The organism is Haloferula sp. BvORR071, assembly GCF_000739615.1.
Taxonomy (GTDB): domain Bacteria; phylum Verrucomicrobiota; class Verrucomicrobiia; order Verrucomicrobiales; family Akkermansiaceae; genus Haloferula.
In genome coordinates this window covers 163,461-182,419 of sequence record NZ_BATP01000003.1, presented here as the reverse complement: position 1 = coordinate 182,419, position 18,959 = coordinate 163,461, and the positions used below count along the sequence as shown (strand labels likewise).

The 18,959-nt window shown below is 62.2% G+C and carries 3 protein-coding genes; 1 reads left to right on the top strand and 2 read right to left on the bottom strand.

All coding sequences use genetic code 11. The features are described 5' to 3' along the window. Positions 1-6 precede the first annotated feature (6 nt). Entirely contained in the window at positions 7-681 is a 675-nt protein-coding gene (locus tag BV071_RS01640; protein WP_265593944.1) for a hypothetical protein, read from the bottom strand. Positions 682-706: 25 nt separating this feature from the next. Next, positions 707-16,141 (bottom strand): SdrD B-like domain-containing protein, encoded by a 15,435-nt coding sequence (locus tag BV071_RS01635; protein ID WP_265593943.1) that lies wholly within the window; start codon positions 16,139-16,141, stop codon positions 707-709. A 608-nt stretch (positions 16,142-16,749) separates the two neighbouring features. Here BV071_RS01635 and BV071_RS01630 point away from each other — a divergent pair. Next, positions 16,750-18,813 carry an autotransporter-associated beta strand repeat-containing protein gene (locus BV071_RS01630; protein ID WP_035601216.1) on the top strand — a complete coding sequence of 688 codons (2,064 nt, stop codon included), beginning with the start codon at positions 16,750-16,752 and terminating at the stop codon, positions 18,811-18,813. Positions 18,814-18,959: the final 146 nt, after the last annotated feature.

The window sequence follows — 18,959 nt, the reverse complement described above, 5'->3', positions numbered from 1 at the left end:
GGACCATCAGGCTTTCTGCGGGCGACGGCGCAGGAAACACAGGCCGGCCGAGAGAATGGCAAGCATGAATGCGGAAGGCTCCGGAACCATGGTGTAGGTCTGGATGTTGTAGTTCCCCGGTTGGCTGGCCGAGCCCGCACCCGTGGTCGCCCCCTGGCCGCCGTAGATCGGGACATCGAAGACGCCGAGATCGCTGGTGGACCACTGGAGTGGCAAGGTGCCACTGCAGCCGCAATCCTCCGCCAGTGAGGGCATCACCCAATTGTCGTTGCGACCGAGGAACCACTCCGTGCCACTCTGCATCTCCTGGTCGTTGTAAACCCACAGGTAAGCCTCGCCCTCCGCGAAATTCAGACCGAGGTCGGCAAAGGCGCTGCTGCTGCTGCCATCGGCCTTCAGGTCGGCGGTACCGGTGAAGTAACCCATGTCCGGATCGAAGTTCGCGAGGTCAAAGGTTTGCCAGTTTGCAGCCCACTCAGAGGTGTTCTCGCTGGTAGGCACGAAGGAATTCGCGAAGGTGCCGAGTTCGAACTTGAAGCTCGAATCGAGTGCCTGGCCCTGGCTGTCGACCAGATTGTCGAGGACCCGGCCGCCCCAGTTGATGGTGGTGGCACCCGCTTGCAGCGAGCCCAAGGCAAGCAGGGCAACTACAAGGTGTGAGGGGTGAATGCGGAGTTTCATGGGATCAGCATTAAGGGGTGTTTGTTCAGGGCTGCCACGGACGTGTGATCCGGTGGGATGGCAGCGGGGCATTCAGCTTGATGAATGCACTGTGGTCTCGTTTGAACAGGAGGGTGGAATCCTGCGACTGCAGCGTGGCATCGCCCACCTTCGCCCAACGCTGGATCAGCGGCGTGCGCGGTGCGGTATCTAGCAGGAAGTAAGTATCATAGCCGCTGCTGCCGGAGACAATATCACCGCGCCAGATGAAGATCTCATCCGCCTTCTTGAAGTCGCGGTCGCCATCGTAGCCATTCGGTATGGTCATGCCGCGGGAGACCGGGGACTCATCGAGTGGGTAACCGCCACGGACGAGGTTATTGCCAGCGGCCATGGGCAGCACGAAGTCATTCGCGCGAACCTTGCCGTAGGCGAGCATCGAGCCCGGGGCATTGAGGCACTTGATGAAGGTCCCCTGCTCTGCCGGGACGATGGTGGTGTCCTGATCGGCAAGGTCAGCATCACCCACGCGGACCCAACGCTTGGACGTGCCATTGTCGTAGAGCCAGTAGGTGGTGTAGACGCCATTGGCAAAGGTCTGGACCTGATCGGCCGTTTCCTGGCTGGCGGAGCCGGTGAAGGACTCGACCGGGAACATATTCCCGAGCGTCCAGTGGGTGCGGATCACGAAGCTGTCTCCCGCGAGGCTGGCCGGCAGGGCGCCGGTGAGCGTATTGAAGGGCACGCTGCCCGCGAAGAGGTTAGCATCATTCGCCAGTGTGAGCGAGGACGGGCCAGTGCCGGTAACGTCGAAGCGGTGGCCGGCCCAATCGCCAGACGTGACCTCGATGTAATAGGCAGCGCCCGGCGGCAGGACGGTGGCGAGATTCAGTCCGGGAGCTGATGTCGTCAGACTGAGCTGCTGACCGTTCACCGCATCGATCACGCCGGAGAAGCTCGGGCAGGAGATGAAGGGATTGCTGTAGGTCACGCACTCGGTACCCCAGCTCGTGCCAACCCAACCACCGGTCTCGGTGACGGCTTGTGCTTCGAAGACACTGTTGTGGTCTGCATCCAGGCTGACACGGATGCGAACGAAGCCCGCATTCGGAGAGCCCGTCAGAGCCTGCAGATCGAGGATGCGGACCGTCTCGGAGCCATCGCCATTGTCGGTGATGGTGAAGTTGGCAGGCGTGAGCGCGACCGTGGACCAGCCGCCAGGCGAGAGCACGAGGCTGGAGACGAACTGAAGTTCATAGGTCAGATCGAGTGGACCGCCAGCGGTGCGGGTGTAGACTGCATCGATCGCGGTAGAGCTGGTCAGCGATGGAACCAGGCAGAAGGGGCTGCCCGAGCCATTGGCCGGATCGGTCCCGAAGGCGTATTCGATCAGGTTGTTCGAAAGGTCGCCGTCGGGGTTGCCAGCCGGACCGTTGTTGCCGCCAAGCGGATTCGCGGTTTGCCACCCGCCGAAGGTGTTCGGGGTCTTGATTGGACGCTCCAGGAAGTTGCGGTTGCCCACGGTGGCACCGGCGGTGACCACGATCGGGGTCACGTCACCGATGTTGTCCAGATCACCACCATCACTATCAGAGACACTCAGATAGCCGGTGGGTTGGAGCTCTACGATCACGTAGTTGCCCGGGGCGATGCCGTTGAAGACATAGCTGCCGTCAGCACCCGTGGTGGTCATGGCGAGTCCGTGGCCTTCGGTATCGAAGAGGCCGATGGTGACCCCTGCCAGCGGAAGGTCCGGCGTGCCGTCGCCATTGGTATCCACCCGGACGAAACCGCTGATGCTGCCCGGCGTGAAGTAGCCGTTGTCACCGGTGAAGACATCGTTGCCCGCAGATGCGGTGACCGTGACCGGATCAGTGCCCTCCTTGTGGATCGCTCCCGCAGGAATCGGTCCGCCGGCTTCAATCACATTGGCGGTGGTCAGGCCCGGAGGGACGGTGGCGGTCCAGATGCCGCTGGCATTGGTGATGACGGTCTGGGAGGCACCATTCACATCGGTGATCAGGATCGAGACGCCTTGCAGATCCGGCTCGCCGGAATCCTGGTCGCCATTGCCATTGGTATCGGCATAGACGTGACCGCTCACGGTGCCAGCCAGGTAGAAGCCATCGTTCTCCGAGAAGGTCTCGAGGGTGGCCACCGCGGTAACTTGGGAAGGGTCGCTGCCCTCAGTTTGGGTGTAGCCTGTCGGGTAGTCCGGATCGGCGTTGTCGATGTCGATCGTTGTTGTGCCCGGAGGAACGATGGCGTGCCAGTTGCCGTGTTCATCGGTGCTCACGGTCTGGGTGTTGTTGATCGCACTGGTGACGAATACGTCCACGCCCGTGAGGCTCGGCTCGCCGGAATCCTGGATGTGGTTGCCATTTGTATCGACATAGAGGTGACCGGTGACGATCGCCGGGAAGAAGAAGCCGACCGGTGTGCTACTAGTTGGGGTGGGGCTATTCGCCACCGCGGTGAAGGCAGTGGTAAGGGAACCCTGGGTGATCACCGAGCCGGAGGGATATTCCGCATCGCTGGAGTCAACCGTGGCAGTGGCCGGTCCCGGAGGCACGGTGGCCGTCCAGTTACCGTTGGAATCCGTGGTGACACGGAAGGTCCGGTTATTCGCGTCCGTGATGATGACATCGACGTTGGCAAGGTTGTGGATCACGAAGTCCTGCACCCCGTTGCCATTCAGGTCGAGATAGAGGTGACCGCTGATGGCCGCAGGCACGAAGTAGGCCAAGGTGCCAGCGCCTACGGTGCCGCCCGCGATGGCGGTGACGGTGGTCTGTGGCAGTCCGGCCGTGAGGACACCACCCGCAGGGAACTGCGGATCGGTCTCGTCCACATCCACCAGGGTCGGCCCCGGTGGCACACTGGCGATCCAGTTGCCGTTCGAGTCGGTCTCCACGGTGATGAGCGCGCCATTCGAGCCGAGAACGAAGACATTCACTCCGGCGAGGTCCGGCTCACCGTCGTCCTGCACTCCGTTGCCGTTCACATCCTTGAAGAGGTGGCCGGTGACGAAGGCCGGGACGAAGTAGCCATTGGTGCCGCCATCGGCCGTCTGGCCGGGCAGGACGGTGGTATTGGTGAAGGCATTGCCCTGCGTCTGCTGCGAATTCGCCGGATACTGAGGATCGGTCTTATCCACCTCCACGCCGACCGGGCCGGATGGAACGGAAGCCGTCCAATCGCCAGTTCCATTGGTCGCGACCGTGGTGATGCCACCGGTGCTATCGTGGATGAGCACGTCGATGTCGGCGAGATCCGGCTCGGTGCCGTCCTGCTGCCCGTTGCCATTCACATCGAGGTAGAGGTGGCCGCTGATGCTACCCGGGAAGTAGTAGCCGGTGAGATCCGCAGACACCGGGGCGCCTGGAGCGGTAGTCAGCGAGTCATTCCCACTGCCCTCGCTGCGGACGAAACCGGAGGTGAAGACCGGATCGGTTTCGAGAATATCCGTGAGGACACTGCCCGGCGGCACGCTGGCTACCCAGACACCATTCGAATCAGTAAGAACGAACTGATCGTGGTTCACCGAGTCGGTGACTTTCACGGTCACGCCTGCCACTCCGGGTTCGCCGGAGTCGCGGGTGCCATTGTTGTTGAGGTCGTTGTAGACCGTGCCGGTGACGGAGGTGGCGATGTAGTAGCCATCGGTGCCGCCGTTCGCAGTCTGGCCGGCAATGACCGTGACCGTGGTCGGGTCGTCGCCCTCGCGATGCTCGGGGCTATTGCCCGGGAACTGTGGGTCGCTTTCTTGAACATCCGCCGTGGTGTTGCCGGGCGGCACGCTGGCAGTCCAATTGCCAGTGCCATCGCTCTCGACGATCTGCGTGTTGCTCTGCGAATCGGTGATCAGCACACTGATACCCGCGAGATTCGGCTCGCCGGGGTCTTGGGTGCCGTTCCCGTTCGTGTCGATGTAGAGGTGGCCGGTGATGGTGCCGAGGATGCGGAAGCCGGTGGGCGGAATATTCGTCGAACCTGCCGTGGTGGCAGTGACGGTGGTCGGATTCGTGCCCGTGGCCGGAGTGCCACCAACCGGGAACTGCGGATCATTCACATCCACGAGAACCGTCGTAGCTCCCGGCGGAACACTGATGGTCCAGTTGCCGCTGGCATCGGTTGTGACGATATGCGGATTGCCGTTGCTATCGGTGACGATGACATCGACACCTGCCAGCGGCGTGTCGCCGGGGCCTTCCGTTCCATTGCCATCGTTGTCCACGTAGAGGTGGCCGTTAACCACGGCGGCGAGGTAGAAGCCGTCGTTGCCCGTATCCACAGTCGAGCCAGCCAGTGCTGTGGCCGATCGCGGATCGCTGCCTTGCGTGCGGGTCGCGCCGAGGGGGATCGAGCCGCTGCCTTCAAGCACGTCGATGGTCGCGGCGCCCGGCGGGACGCTTACGGTCCAGCGGCCATTACTATCGGTCGTCACGGTGCGAGGCATGCCGAGCACATCCGTGATGGTCACCGAGACACCGGCGATGCCGTTCTCAGCAACCTGACGGCTGCCGTTGCCATTGGTATCAAGGTAGACAATACCAGTGAGAGTGGCGGCGGTGTAGTAGCCATCGAGGCCCGCGGAGGTCACCGCATTGGGCACAGCATTCACGGAGCTCGGGTCCGTGCCGGCGGATTGGCTGGTACCAGCAGGATACTGCGGATCGCTCTCGTCCACCTTCACCTGGGTGCTGCCAGGCGGCACGCTGGCGGTCCAAGTGCCGGTCGAGTCGGTCACAACGATCTGCTGCCGGCTGTTGCTATCGGTGATGATGACGTTGATATCGGACAGACCCGGCTCGCCGCTTTCCTCGGTGCCGTTGCCATTCGTATCGAAGAAGACGCGACCAGTGACAGTAGCCGGGAAATAGTAACCGTCCTTGCCCGCGTTAGTCGTGCTGCCAGCCACCGCGGTGAAGAAGGTCGGATCAGAACCCTCGATGTGGACGCCGCCCTCCGGGAAGGTGGCGTCGAGATTCAGCACGTCGGCGATGGTTTCGCCAGGTGGCACGCTGGCGGTCCAGATGCCTGCGCTATTGGTGATGACGTCCTTGGTGGCGCCGGTGCTATCCGTGATGCGGACGATTGCATTCGGGATGCCGAGTTCGCCACTGCCTTGCGCGCCATCGCCATTGACATCGCGATAGACGAGGCCGGTGACGATGGCAGGGAGGTAGTAGCCATCTCGGCCTGCGTCCACGGACTGACCTGCCTGAGCGGTGACGGTGGTGGGCTCAGTGCCATCGGTGAGGCTGACGCCTGCCGGGAAGTCGGGATCGGTGGTATCGATCGCCACGGTGGTGGTGCCCGGCGGCACGCTGGCGGTCCAGACGCCATTGGCATCAGTGACCACCACATGGACGTTGTTGAGACTATCGGTGACCCGGACATTCACGTTCGGGATACCCGGCTCACCATTCTGGAGGGTGGTGTTGCCATTCGTGTCCAAGTAGAGGACGCCTGTGACAGAACCGGCCTGATAGAAGCCGGCAGCATCGCCCGCCGGGGTATCGATGCCAGCCACGGCTGGAACCGTCACCGGATCCGTGCCGGGAGTGGTGCGCACGGCTCCCGAGGGGATCTGCGGATCGCTATCGACGATATCCACGATGGTGTTGCCTGGCGGGACCGTGGCGATCCAATTGCCATCCGAACCGGTGGTTGCAGTCTGGGTATTGCCATTCGAGTCCGTGATCAGGATATCGACATCCGCGAGATCGGGCTCACCCGGGTCTTCAACGCCATTGCCATTCGTGTCGACAAAGAGGTGGCCGCTGACGGTGCCCGGCTGATAGAAACCGTCGTTGCCTGCGAAGGTGGTGGTGCTAGCCGTCGCGTTGACGATGGTTGGGTCGTCCCCTTCCCGATGAAGGAAGCCGGTGGGATAGTCCGGATCGGTTTCCCTGACCTTCGCGATGGTATTGCCCGGCGGCACGATGGCCGTCCAGTTACCGTTCGCATTCGTGGTGACCGTCTGGGTATTATTGATCGAGCTGGTGACCAGCACATCGACATTCGCAAGATCCGGCTCTCCGGAATCCTGGGTGCCGTTACCGTTCGTATCGATGTAGAGATGACCGGTGATGGTGGCCGGGAAGTGGAAGCCTACCGGCGTGCTGCCGGTGGTGGAACCGGCGACCGCGTTGATATTGGTAGTGATCGCACCTTGAGTGATCACCGAACCGGCGGGGTATTGCGGGTCGGTGTTGTCGATTTTGGCGCTCGTCAGGCCCGGTGGAACGGTGGCGCTCCAGTTGCCGTTCGAGTCAGTCACCACGATCTGGGTGTTCCCGTTCGAATCGGTGATGATGATGTTCACGTTGGCCAGATCGTGGACCACGAAGTCCTGCTGACCGTTGCCATTCAGATCAAGGTAGAGGTGGCCGGTGATCACTGCCGGGATGAAGAAGCCGGCGGGCGTGCTGGACTTGATGACACCGGCCTCCGCGATGACTGTGGTCTGATTCGTGCCCTGAGTCTGCGTCGAGCCCGCGGGATACTGGCCATCGGTTTCGTCGATATCGATGATGGTAGTGCCCGGCGGCACGCTGGCGCTCCAGTTGCCGTTCGAGTCGGTCAAGACGGTCTGGGTGCCGCCATTCGAAGCTGCTACGAAGACATTCACATTGGCGAGGTTCGGCTCGCTGCCGTCCTGCGTGCCGTTGCCATTGGTATCGACGTAGAGGTGACCGGTGACGGTGGCGGCCTGATAGAAGCCAACTCCCCCACCCGCCGGAGTATTCACGCCGGAGACCGCGGTGATAGTAACCGGGTCGACGCCGCCGGTGCGGACGGAGCCGGACGGGATGTCAGTGTCGCCGTTGTCGATGTCGACGATGGTGGTGCCTGGCGGCACGGTGGCGGTCCAGTTGCCGCTCGCATTGGTCACGACGAACTGGGTATTCCCGAGGCTGTCGATGATATTGACGGTGATGTTTGCAAGGCCCGGCTCGCCGGAGTCCTCAATGCCGTTGCCGTTCGTGTCGCTGAAGACATGGCCGCTGATGGTGCCAGGGAAATAGTAGCCATTGATCGGCACGCTGGCCGGGCTGCCGTTGACCGCGATAACGGTGGCCGTGCTCGTTCCTTCCGTGCGGCTGAATCCAGCCGGGAAAGCCGGGCCGGTCTGTTGAACCGTAGCGATGGTGCTGCCGGGCGGCACGCTGGCAACCCAGACGCCGTCACTATCCGTGATCACGGTGCGGGTCGCATTGTTCACGTCGGTCACGAGCACACTGGCTCCGGCGAGGCCGGGCTCACCCGGATCGCGGCTGCCGTTGTGGTTGGTGTCGACGTAGATGGTGCCAGTGACAGAGGTGGCGATGTAGTAACCCACATTGCCAGCACTCACCGTCTGACCGGCAATGGCGGTGACAACCGAAGGATCGTTGCCTTCACTGCGGGAACTTCCCACCGGGAATTGCGGATCGGTGGTATCGACCTTCGCGGAGGTGCTGCCGGGCGGCACGCTCACGGACCAATTGCCTGAAGCATCCGATTCGATGGTGTGAATCGCACCGAGGGAATCGGTGACGATGACATTCACCCCAGCAAGACCCGGCTCGTTGGGACCCTGCGTGTGGTTGTTGTTGACGTCGATGTAGAGGTGACCAGTGACGACTCCAAGGATTTGGAATCCGGTGGCAGGAATGTTCGTGGCGGTTCCCGCGACGGCAGTGGTCTGTTGAGGATTGGTGCCCGGGGCGAAGGTGCCACCGGCGGGGAACTGCGGATCGTTGACGTCCACCAGGGCAGTCGTGGTGCCGGGCGGCACGCTCACGGTCCAGTTGCCGCTGGCATCCGTGCTCACGGTGCGGACGGTGCCGGTGCTATCGGTGACGATGATGTCGATATTCGCGACCGGAGTGTCGCCAGCGTCCTCGATGCCATTGTCGTTATTGTCGGAATAGAGGTGGCCGCTCACTTGGGCCGGGATGTAGTAGCCATCCTTGCCGGCATTCGCGGTGGTGCCAGCGACGGCAATGACCGTGGTCGGATCGGTGCCTTCCTTCCGGATCGCACCGGTCGGGATGTCAGGATCGCTATCGACAATGTCGGCGATGGTGCTGCCGGGAGGCACTGTGGCGCTCCAGTTGCCGTTCGCATCCGTATTGACGGTCTGGGTGTTGCCCAGGCTATTGGTGATGACCAGGGAGACGTTCGGCAGGCCGGGTTCGCCGCTGTCTTCCACCCCGTTGCCATTCACGTCGCGGTAGATGTGACCGACGACCGTGGCAGGAACGTAGTAGCCATCGATGCCGCCGGAAACGGAACTGGCGGCGATAGCGGTGAAGCCAGTCGGATCCGTGCCCTCGGTGTGATTCGAACCGGACGGGAACTGTGGATCGAGTTCGTCCACATCGGCGGTGCCGGCACCGGGCGGCACGCTGGCGGTCCAATTTCCGGCGGAGTCGGTGGTGACACGGAAGGCCGCGCCGAAGCTCGGAGTGATGATGACGTCCACACCGGGAAGCGGCGACTCGCCGGAGTCCTGAGTGCCGTTGCCATTCACATCGAGGTAGAGGTGGCCGGTGACGGTGCCGGGGAAGTAGTAGCCGTCCTTGCCGGTGTCGACGGTCGTGGCCGCAAGCGCGGTGACGGTCTCAGGATCGGTGCCCTCACGATGGATGCCACCGACCGGGAAGTTCGCGGCAAGGTCCAGCACATCCACGATGGTGGCTCCCGGCGGCACGCTGACGGTCCAGAAGCCGGTGCTATTGGTGGTGACATCGCGCACCACGCCGAGGATGTCGGTGATGCGAACGGTCACGCCGGAGAGTCCCGAATCAGTGCCGTCTTGGCTGCCGTTGCCATTGACGTCGCGATAGACGATACCGGTGAGGGTGGCAGCGCGGTAGTAGCCGTCATTGCCTGCGCTGATGCTGGCACCACCGGTGACCACGACCACGGTCGGATCGGTGCCCTCGGTCTGAGCGGAGCCGGAGGGGAGATCAGCAATCGTGATCTTGGCCGAGGTGCTGCCGGGCGGCACGGTGGCCGTCCAGTTGCCACTCGGGTCGGTGGTAACGGTCTGGACCGAGTTGTCTGAAGCAGTGACCACCACGCGGATGCCGGAAAGATTCCCCTCCCCACCTTGCTGGCTACCGTTGCCGTTGGCATCGAGATAGACATGGCCGGTGACGGTTCCCGGGCGTTCTTCCACGAAGGAAGCGGTAGCATTCGCCCCGGCTCCGAGCGCAACGACCACCGCATTCAGGGTACTGTTGCCGTCACTATCAGAGACGTTCAGGTAGCCAGCAGGTTGGCTCTCCACCACCACGTAGGTGCGCGGGGTGAGACCGGTGAAGGAATAAGAGCCATCTGCGGCAGTGGTGGTCGTGCCGATCTGGACACCATCGGCCGGATTGCCGTCTCCATTCGGATCGGTGTAGAGCGTGAGGGTCACACCCGCGATGCCGGTGTCGCCGACATCATCGTTGTTGGTGTCGTCTAGGACCGTGCCGACAATGCTACCGATGCTGCTGTTCGGGACGAAGCCGAAGTCGACGGTGTTGTCGGTCTCATTCGCGGAGATCACGATCACTGGACTGCTCACCGGCTGCCCGGAAGCGGTCTGGATGCCGTTGTCGTCGTTGTTGACCTGGTTGTCGCCATTGACAGTGATTTGCGACGAGAGCGGCGCAGAGGCCAAGGGGCCGCCAGCGACGAAGTTCGAGGCCGGGAAATAGATCCGATAGCTACCTGCAGGCACGTTCGCGAAGGAATAGATGCCGCTGAGATTTGTGCTGGTGATGCGATACGGGGTGTCCGTGCCGGGCGTCTGGGTGGAGCGATAGAGCTGCACGTTGACACCGGGAATGCCGGACTCCGTGGCGGTGTCAAAGATGCCGTTGTTGTTCGTATCTGCCCAGACCGAGTCACCGATGGTGCCAAGCAAGGTCAGCGTATTGGTGTCCAGGAAGTCGTTGCCGCTATTCGTGACGGAGGCAACGGCATTCACCGGCACGCGGTTGTCGTTAGGCAGGGTCTTGTCGCCAGTGCTGGCGTAGCCACTAAGATCGGTCTCCACCACCACATAGGTGCCGGGAGGCACGAGGTTGAAGGCGTAGTTGCCGGAAGCGTTGGTCGTGGCGGTGGCGTAGAGGGTGCCATCCACCGGATTGCCGTCGCCATTCGGGTCGGTGTAGAGATCGATGGTAACGCCACTGATGCCGGTGTCGCTATCAGTCAGATCGCCGTCGCCATCCGCATCGTTGCGGACCTGGCCGGTGATGTTCGCGTAGAGCGCTGGATCGATGTATTTATCGAGGAAGTTGTTCCCGGTCGAGGCCGCGAAAGTCGTCAGTGTGAGCGCTATCCGGTTGTCGTTCGCGCCTTGGGTATCGGCAATGCTGTTGAAGCCGGTAGGATCGGTCTCAACCACCACATAGCTCCCCAGTGCCAAGCTCAGGAATTCATAGCTGCCATCAGCCAAGGTGCTGGTGATCGCTACCAAGGTGCCATCGGCAGGATTACCGTCGGCATTCGGATCGGTGTAGAGCGAGAGGTTTATCCCGGCGAGCGGAGTATCGCCGCCACCGAAGCCGGCAGTGCCCTTGTCTTCCAGAACACTGCCGCGGATGCTGGCGGCAGTGGTGACAATGGTGGCCACGCCGCTGGAGCCGGGAACGGAATTGCCGTTCGAATCCGTGGCGTAGTTGACCGCTGCGGTATTTGTCGCGGGGTTCGCCTGACCTTTGACCTTGAGGGTTACGGAGATGGTCTGCGTGGCGCCGACCGCGAGACTGCCGCTGCCAGTGATATCGTTCCAAAGGATAGTCCCTGAGCCCGTGGCATTCGGAGCCAAGGAGGCGGAGACGTATTCAAAGGTGTCACCACTGTAGAGATCCTCCAACGGAAGATTCGGGATCGCGGTGGTGCCGCTGTTTTGCACGGCAATGCTGAAGACAACGTTGTCGCCCTTCCCTGCTGTGCCAGTGGCCGGGCTGGTCACGGTCTTGGTGACGGTGACTCGCGGGCGGGTGATGGTGAGGTTTGCGGAGCTATTCGAACTGGCGGTGCCGGCAGTGACCGCCGCGGAGTTGGTCACGGTGCCACCCGCGGCGTTCGCGGTGAAGTTCACGAAGATCTCGGCCGCCTGGCCTTGGGCCAACGGACCGACATTCGACCAAGTGATCGTGCCGCCGGAGACGCTGGTCGGCGTGGTGCTGGCGGAGACGTAGGTTAGGTTCGAGGTTGGAAAGGTATCCGTGACCGTGGCACTGGAAAGCGCGGTACCGCCGGTGTTCGTCACCCGCAAACGATACTGCACGGACTCGCCGACGATCGCCTGACCGCCAGCGGGGGTGATGAGGACCTTGCTGATCGAGACGCCATCCACCGCGGTCGGAGTCGGAATCGTCGCGGTGTCGGTGGAAGTGTCGGAAGAGTCTGTGGGATCGACATAGCTCACGCTGAGAGCACTTCCGGCAATGGCATAGAGCGTCCCGTTGTTGCTCGTGCCGGCCACCGTCGAGCTGGTCGGCACGGTGGCGGCGAAGATCCCGGTATTGATGCCGGTCTCGGTGAGGGTAACGACCTCAGTATCGCCGGTGCTGCTGGTCAGGGTGACGGTGAGCGTTTCGGCGACCGCCGGATCCATATTCTGGTCAAGGTCGGTGACCCGAATGACGATCGACTCGTTGGTAGCGTAGGTCAGCGTGCTATTGCCGCCGGTGTTGAAGAACTCGACGGAGGAAGGGGTGCCGAGATCGAGGTAGTTGAGATTCACCGAGGTCGAGCGCGAGGCGGAAATCGTGTTCTCCGTGCCTTCCTTGGCGTTGGCCACGATCTGATAGGCGCCGGTGGTAGAGCCGGTGCGCCACTCGTATTCAAAGGTCTTCGACGAAGCGGTGGTGGCCGCGGTGACTACGGACATGTTCGCCGAGATGTCGCCGGCCGTGCCGGGACCATCGATGCTCAGCGGCATGCTGGTGATGTCATAGGCGCCGAAGGGGTCGCCAGCAGTCGCGCGGACGTAGAGAGTCTGGCCATTGGCGGGGCTCGTGACCAGCGTTCCGTTCGGATACGGGGCATCGTAAACGCCGATCGAGTCGACGTGAATCACCGTGGTCGTCGGCAGCGTGATGCGCGAGGGCTTAGTATTCGCGTCGTAGTCGATGGTGAAGCCGACTCCGGCGACCGCGCTGGAGATATCGATCGAGAGAGCTTGGCCGGAGGGGATCGTCACCGCGCTGGCCAAGGCCGGGAAGGTGAAGGTGATCACCCCGCTGGCAGCGCTGGCCGAACTGCTGGTGGCAACTGTGGTCGAACCGTAACGCAGCGTGGCAGTCACGGCCACCGTGCCACTCAAGGTGCCGGAGGTGGTGGTGAAGTAAGTCTGTGCACCCAGCACCGCGCCAGCGGGCAAGGTGAAGCTCTCAGCATAAGCCGGGCTCTGTGTGAAGGTCGCCGTGGCCGTGCCGGTAGCCGGCTTGATCGGCACGCCGATTGCAGCCCAGGCATCCGCGGTTCCCAGGGTCCACGACGAAGTGCCCGCGGAGCCAGTGCCAGCCCGGGTGCTGCCGACGGAGCGGATGCCGTCGCTTTCCGAAACACCGCTAAGGGCATTCCAAAGTGCGGTCTGGCCGCTGGAGGCGATGGTCGCGGTGCGAGCATCATCAATGCCAGCGGTAACGAAGACGAGTTCGTTGGTCGCGCCCGTGACGCTGATGGTCGCGGGACTGGTCGCGGCCGTGGCAGTGACGGCCGCGCCGAGCGGAGTGGTTTGGTTGACACCGGTGAAGGTGGTGGCAGCGACGTGCAGAGCATCCGCATTGCCGAAGCTCGTCATATTCACCGTAACGTTGGCAGTGCCTGCGGCGGGAGCGACCAGACTCCAGAGCTGCGCATTCGCTTCCTGGCTGGAGGCTCGGCTGGCCACCAAGGTCATCGCCTGTGAACCATAGCTCACCGAGTTGATCGCCATCCCTGCAGTGCTGTCGTCCTCGAAATTGACCGCGACGAGCAACAGGCGGTTATTCCCGGCTGCCACGGTGTGGCTGAGGGTCACGCTGGCAGTGGAGCCCGAGTTCGGACCGGCGTAGGCCCCCAGGCTCGGGGTTCCCGCGACGATGGTCGAAGAAGGGCTCAGCACCGCAGTGCTGGCGACCGTGGTGTCGACCGGGTTGGCCGGATCGACACGATCAAGGATCTGGCCGGAAGTGCCGGAAGCATCCGTGCCGAGGTAAAGGATCTTCGTCGCGGTTCCGGCGGTCACGGTCGCGGTGGTGTTCGCGGTCTCGCCGTAGATTGGGTCCGTGTAGCTGACGGTGAGGCTATTGCCAGGGAAGACGTTCAGCGTGCTGTCATTCGGATTGGTCCCCGCCGCGGAGGAAGATGCCAGAGGTGCACCCGTGTTACGAAAGACTCCGGTATTCACGCCGGTCTCCGTGAGAGTGATCGTCTCGTAGTCGCCGGTGGTCGCGTTCTTCACGATCACGGTGATGGTCTGCACCGTGGTGGCGCTGGTGTTGGCATCGGGATCGGTGACAGTCACGTAGATCCCATCCCCCGCCCCATAGGTCGTGGTGGCAGTGCCGCCTGCGAGGCTGAAGCTGATCTGGGCTGCGGTGCCGCCACCGGGAACAGAGACACTATTGGTGGAGGTGACGCCCGCGTATGAGGTCGTCACCGTGTTGTTGATCGAACCCGCTGCGTTGACGACCGCGCGATACTTGAAGACCGTCGTCTGGCCGCGGGGCAGGATCGGCACGTTGTAGCCGCTGGCATCCAGCGGGAAGGGCGTGGCGGGGAGGGTGTTGTCGGCAATGGCGACTCCGTCGCGCGTCGTGCTGCCTGCGACATAGGTGATCTGCGCGGGCAAACCGTCGATCACGAGCAGGTTGCCGAGAGCCACGAGTCCGGCATTGTCCATGGTGATCGAATATTCCAAGGTATCACCGATACTGAGGCCGTTGCTGGTCGGGTCGATGACCACAGCGGAGTTCTTGCGAACCACCGGCACAGGGAAGGCCGGGATGGTGGTGCCGGCATCCAGATAGGGATTGCCAGGACCCGCCGTGGCTGGATCCTGACCCCAAGCGCCCGCGATCAAAGTGCCATCCAGCGTGTAGACACGCATACCCGTCTGGTCCTTGTCAGGATCGAAGAGGCGCTGCACCTGCAGCGCGGAAAGCGTATAGGCGGCATCGTATTTGCCGCCGAGGGGGTCAGTCAGCGACCCGAGGCGGTCGCCATTGTAGTCCACGTAGATGGTGGTGGCCTTCACCGGAGTCACCCACACAGGGTTGCCATTCACGGTAATCGTGCCGGACTCGGAGCTGCCCGGTCCCCAGCCAAGGGAAAGAGTGGTGGTGAGATCGGCTTCCTGAATCAAGCTGAAGCCCCAGTCATGTACGTTGTTCGCCGTAGGTTCTGCACCCACGGTGGCGATGGCGTAGAAGGGCTTGTTCGAGGTATTGATGAAGCTCGCCCCCGAGTCTTGGGGCATCAGGTAGATGTAGTTGCTCTTCGCCGGGATGCTGATGGTGCTGGCTCCGACGCGAGTGGTGACGTTCACCGAGATCGCCGCGCTGTCCGGGTTGTAGAGGAAGACGTAGGTGTCATCGCCATTCGAGGCCGTGCCCACCGGGCTGTAGTAGCGGGTGCCCCATTGGGTGGTGGGAGCCACGGTATACCAGCGGTTCTCATAGTTGCCGCCGATATCGCCGGTAATGATGTCCACCTGCACCGGCTTCGACGAGGTCACGGTGGCGCCGCGCAAGACGCCACGCTCGATGTAGTAGGTCTCGCCCTGATTCAGGGTGACCGTGGTTTCAGCAGTGCCGTTCGCATCCTTGTCGATCTGCACCGTGGTGCCCGGCTGGGATGCCTGCACGAAGAGCGAGCAGAGCTCGAACATCGAGGAAGTCAACGGAGTCGGGAAAATCTCATTCTCGCCGACAGGGATGATGAAATTGCTGCCCCAGTCGATGGTCGAGTAGACCTCGGTGGCATCCGCCAGCACCGCCCCGGGAGAAGTCGCCCAAGCCGAACGGGTCATCACGATGCCTCGCGTCGCACCCACCCGGTCACGGCCATCGTAGAGAAGCGTCGTCGGATTGCGAGGCAGCGCGATCTGGTTGCGCAGGGCGATCACAGCGCCGGAGCTCAAGCCGTTTGGATCGGTTGCAAAACCCGGAGGCTTGCCGTTCACGTCATTGCCATCCCCCCAAACTTGGGTCGTCGACTGCGTCGGATTGTCGAGGCTCAGTTCGTAGCCGTCTTCCCACTGGTCATAGACAATTTTGGTCCCGCTCACCGCTGCGACCAGCGAGACGGTACTGTCCATGGTGGTCCCAGTGCCCGGCGCCAAGGCCAAGAAGGTCTGCCGGATCTGCGCTTCCGGCATGGGCACATAGTATTCTTGAACGATTGACTGGGCATGCGCCGCGATCATCCCCGCAAGCGCGAGGAAGGAATTCAGCAACAGCGTTCGAACTCTTGGGAGAGCAGTCCGGTAGGTCATGGGGTGGGATGCATGGGACATCCGCCTCTGGGAGAGCCTTCCGATGGAAACGGATACGCTCTTCGACCAGCGTAAACACGCCGTCGGTAGATTCTCCCGGATGCGAATTGGTGGGTGATGAACAGCAACAATGTGGTCCGGGAGCGAGTATCGCCCCGCTTGAAGCGAAGCGACGAACCACGGAACCTTCATACCTCGAATGCTCGGATCGTCAACCTTTGGAAACTAGTTTGATTACCTAATCTTCAATACCCCCATAAGGGCTTGGGTTTGTTGCAAAATGCCACGTCCGATTTTGCGTAGACCAAACTACTATGGACCTAGCAGACGCGCGGGGAGTGGCTTCAAAATCAGAAGTTTGGCGACGCGCTCACAAGAGGCCCAAGGCGCTTGCCGATGCTGCCTCCCTGACATCAAGAGAGCGGTCGTCATGATTCCGCATGCCCCTATTACCGGCCCCCAAGCGGCGCCCGGGAAAGGTCTCCGCCCCTCGGTCGCGCTGGAAGGGAGCATTCGACGCATTTTCCGTTAAGGAAGATGCTTGCAATGGGCCCCAAAGTTGTATTACATCTTCGCAACCCAAGGGTCCTCGCCGACCGCTTTTACGAATGAAACCCTCCCGCAACCCCTTCCTGGTGGTCGCTCTTGCGACATCTGCCACAGTCTCACTCTCGTCCGCCATCGACAAAGCCGCCACCGGCACTGAGCTCACCGACGGGACGAGTTGGGCAGGCGGAGTCGCTCCAGCGACCGCCAACCCCGCGAACTGGACATCGACTTCGCTGACCGGAGGCCAGACGGTCAGCGGCCCGGTGACGTGGAATCAGATTGGTTTCGCGAATACGACGGCGCTTTCGCTCACTGGCTCGGCCATCACCCTTTCGGGGGCGACTTCCAACGGTTCATTTAACGTCATCAACGACACCGGTGCGACCGGCACCCGTAGTATTGGCAATGACCTGCTGCTTAGCGGGGTCAACAGCACTACTGCTGTCGCTGTAGGAAACCTCACGTCACGCCTGCAAATCAATGCGGGCACCGGCGGCCTGACCTTGGGCAATGTCACCAGCAACGGCGGCGCCTTGGCCAACGATGCCAATCTCTTCCTGCGCGGCACTGCCGGATCCTCCATCATCAATGGCACGCTGACCGTCGATGGTCAGCTCGGCAAAGGTGATGCCGGAACCTGGACCCTCAACGGCAACAATTCGCTGGGTTGGGTCTTCATCAACAACGGCACCCTGCGTGCCGGAAATGATGGGGCCTTTGGCAGCGGCACCATCTACCTCGGCACGGGTGGCGGGACCACTACCTTGTCATCCGCCGACGGCACCGCCCGCAACTTTGGCAATGGCCTCAACTTCTCCATCGGCGCGACCTTCGGCCAAACCAGCGGCGGCACTGGAGCGCTCACCTTCACCGGTGGGGTGAATCTGAATACCGCCCAGCGAGCCATCACCACCAATGTCGACACCATCTTTTCCGGGGTCGTAACCGGCACCGGTGGTGGCATCGCCAAGGACGGTGCGGCCACCCTGACACTCTCCAATGCGAATACCCACAGCGGCGTCACGGCAGTCAATGCCGGCACCTTGGCATTGGGAAATGACGGTGCCCTTGGCACTTCGCAGCTTCGCATGGGCGGCGGCACCATTGCCTCCGCGGATTCCACTGCCCGGGTCATCACCACAAACAGGCAACTCGACTTCGCCAACAGCAGTACCTTCGGCACCGCGAGCACCGGCAATCTGAAATTCGTTGATACCGTCAGTCTCGGCAATGCCGCCGATAAGATCGCCACGGTGAACAATACCGTCACCGAATTTGCCGGAGTAATTTCCGACGGCGGTGATACCACCCGGAAATTCACAAAAGCAGGCACGGGCAACCTCATCATCAGCGGGAATAACACCTATTCCCGCCAGACCACGGTCACTTCCGGCACGCTGACTGCCGGTCACGCGTCGGCCTTCGGCACGGGTACGATTACCATCAACGGCGGCGTCCTCAACACCGGCGCCTATGCGGTGGGAAATACAATCACCCTGGCGGGCGGCACTCTAACCGGAACTGCTGCTACCTCGACCGTGACCGTGACCGGAAGTTCATCGATCTCCGGCATCTTCTCCGGGATGGTGAATACCGGGACCGATCCGGCGCGGGCAATTAATACCACCGGTGGACTCACGGTCGGCACACTGACCGGTCAAGGCGCCTTTGGCGGCGGCTTGGTCACGGTGAATGGCCAGCACAATCCCGGCAACTCGCCTGGCAGCCAGAGCTTCGCCAACGGGTTGAGTTACGGGAATAACGCCAATGTGACCACGGAAATTGCCGCCGACGGAAGCGCTGCGGATCAGATCTCCATCACGGGCGACTTGGGCATCGGCAACAATGTGGCGCTGGCGGTGACCTTGTTTGGCGCGGCCGACTACACGACCGCCTTTTGGGACAGCAACCATTCCTTCGATCTTTTCACCTACACGGGCGCACTCAATGGGGCCTTCTCCAGCATCAATCTGAGCGGGTTGGACAACACCGCCGGCCAAGGAAGCTGGAGCACTTCATCCGGCGGAGGAAAGGTCACTGCGACTTGGACCGCGGTGCCTGAGCCAAGCATGGCGCTGCTCGGAGGCCTGGGGCTGCTCGCGCTGTTGCGCCGCCGGCGCTGAAGTGTAGCGACGTGCACCTTGGTTACATCCCTTTTGCCCTCCGGCATCGCCGGAGGGCAAAATAATACGCGTTTCTTATCTCGCCAGCATTGGCTGATGCCGCGCTGGGTGCCGTATGCTGGGCACGATGTGGGTAGTGAGTGAGC

Coding starts and splice junctions, on each gene's coding strand:
- BV071_RS01640 (WP_265593944.1), bottom strand. CDS start 681: ATGAAACTCCGCATTCACCCCTCACACCTTGTAGTTGCCCTGCTTGCC.
- BV071_RS01635 (WP_265593943.1), bottom strand. CDS start 16,141: ATGACCTACCGGACTGCTCTCCCAAGAGTTCGAACGCTGTTGCTGAAT.
- BV071_RS01630 (WP_035601216.1), top strand. CDS start 16,750: ATGAAACCCTCCCGCAACCCCTTCCTGGTGGTCGCTCTTGCGACATCT.